Annotated in this window: 2 rRNA genes; both read right to left on the bottom strand. The window is 47.6% G+C overall.

Annotated features, from left to right (window positions below):
* Positions 1-31: 31 nt before the first annotated feature.
* Positions 32-143: ribosomal RNA gene (gene rrf / locus IDJ77_RS27485) — 5S ribosomal RNA — on the bottom strand.
* Between the two features lie 306 nt (positions 144-449).
* Positions 450-2,066 (bottom strand): 23S ribosomal RNA (locus tag IDJ77_RS27480); the annotation flags it as partial.

The raw sequence follows: 2,066 nt of genomic DNA, 5'->3' as shown, positions 1-2,066 counted from the left end.
GGGTTCTTTGTTAAGGCCTGTTGGCATTAAGATTTGGCACCGACCTACTCTCCCACATTTTACTGCAGTACCATCGGCTCTGGCGGGCTTAACTTCTCTGTTCGGAATGGGAAGAGGTGGACACCGCCGATATAGGCACCTGAATTTCTTCAGTTCACTGGTTCATTAGTTCAGTTGTTCATTGGTATTTGCAACGCGGCTAATGAATAGCGTACTATATTTTATATTGTTTATGTTCTTCGTTGTATGGATCATGGCTACTAATGAACCAATGATACCAATGAACTAATGAACCATATAAACAATGACATATTATTGAAAGAAGTAAGTTTCAGAGAAAACAACAGCTTTGTTTTTGCTGGTTCATTGGTGTCTTCGTTCATTGGTTCATTCGTATTGCTACTAATGAACTATTGAACTACTCAACCAATGAACCTTTAATTACCTGCTATGAGAAAGCTTCGGATTATTAGTATTACTCGGCTTTGATGTCACCACCTTTATACCTGTAACCTATCAACGTAGTAGTCTGCTACGATCCTCAATGGAAGTCTCATCTTGTGGCTAGTTTCGCACTTAGATGCTTTCAGCGCTTATCTATTCCCAACGTAGCTACTCTGCAGTACACCTGGCGGCATAACAGATTCACCAGAGGTTAGTCCAACCCGGTCCTCTCGTACTAAGGTCAGCCCCACTCAAACTTCCAACGCCCACAACAGATAGGGACCGAACTGTCTCGCGACGTTCTGAACCCAGCTCGCGTGCCACTTTAATGAGCGAACAGCTCAACCCTTGGGACCTTCTCCAGCCCCAGGATGTGACGAGCCGACATCGAGGTGCCAAACCTCCCCGTCGATATGAGCTCTTGGGGGAGATCAGCCTGTTATCCCCAGCGTACCTTTTATCCTTTGAGCGATGGCCCTTCCATGCAGAACCACCGGATCACTATATCCGTCTTTCGACCCTGCTCGGCTTGTCTGCCTCACAGTCAAGCAAGCTTATGCTATTGCACTCCGCGTACGGTTACCAAGCGTACTGAGCTTACCTTTGAAAGCCTCCGTTACCTTTTTGGAGGCGACCACCCCAGTCAAACTACCCGCCAAACAATGTCCTCCGTTATACAGAGTTAGACACCAAATACAGAAAGGGTGGTATTTCAACGTTGACTAACTGACTCCTAGCGAAGCCAGATCACAGTCTCCCACCTATCCTACACATCCTGTATCCGATATCAATGTTAAGTTGTAGTGAAGGTGCATGGGGTCTTTCCGTCCCGTTGCGGGTAACCGGCGTCTTCACCGATACCACAATTTCACCGAGCTCATGGCTGAGACAGCGCCCAGATCGTTACACCATTCGTGCAGGTCGGAACTTACCCGACAAGGAATTTCGCTACCTTAGGACCGTTATAGTTACGGCCGCCGTTTACCGGGGCTTCGATTCAATGCTTCGCCTTGCGACTAACATCCCCTCTTAACCTTCCGGCACCGGGCAGGTGTCAGGCCATATACGTCATCTTTCGATTTTGCATAGCCATGTGTTTTTGTTAAACAGTCGCCTGGGCCTTTTCACTGCGGCTGATATTGCTACCAGCGCCCCTTCTCCCGAAGTTACAGGGCCATTTTGCCGAGTTCCTTAGCCATGATTCACTCGAGCACCTTAGGATTCTCTCCTCGACTACCTGTGTCGGTTTACGGTACGGGTTTTTATAACCTGAAGCTTAGCGGGTTTTCTTGGAAGTCTGATTACCTGAACTATTACCTTACCCGAAGGCTCAGTATACTATCAGCTTTCAGCAAATCTGGCGTACTTAACTACCAAACCTATACCTACGGCCTTTAACGAACTATTCCGTCAGTTCGCGTCAGTGTCACTACTCCGTCACCGCATCGCAGTTATAAAAAGTACTGGAATATTAACCAGTTGTCCATCGGCTACGCCCTTCGGCTTCACCTTAGGCCCCGACTAACCCTGATCCGATTAGCGTTGATCAGGAAACCTTAGTCTTTCGGTGGGCGGGTTTCTCTCCCGCCTTATCGTTACTTATGCCTACATTTGCTTTTCTA

Origin of the sequence: Mucilaginibacter pankratovii (genome assembly GCF_014773265.1) — a bacterium.
GTDB classification, from domain to species: Bacteria; Bacteroidota; Bacteroidia; order Sphingobacteriales; family Sphingobacteriaceae; genus Mucilaginibacter; species Mucilaginibacter pankratovii.
The sequence above is the reverse complement of the archived record's forward strand: the minus strand, read 5'-3'. Positions and strand labels throughout refer to the sequence as shown.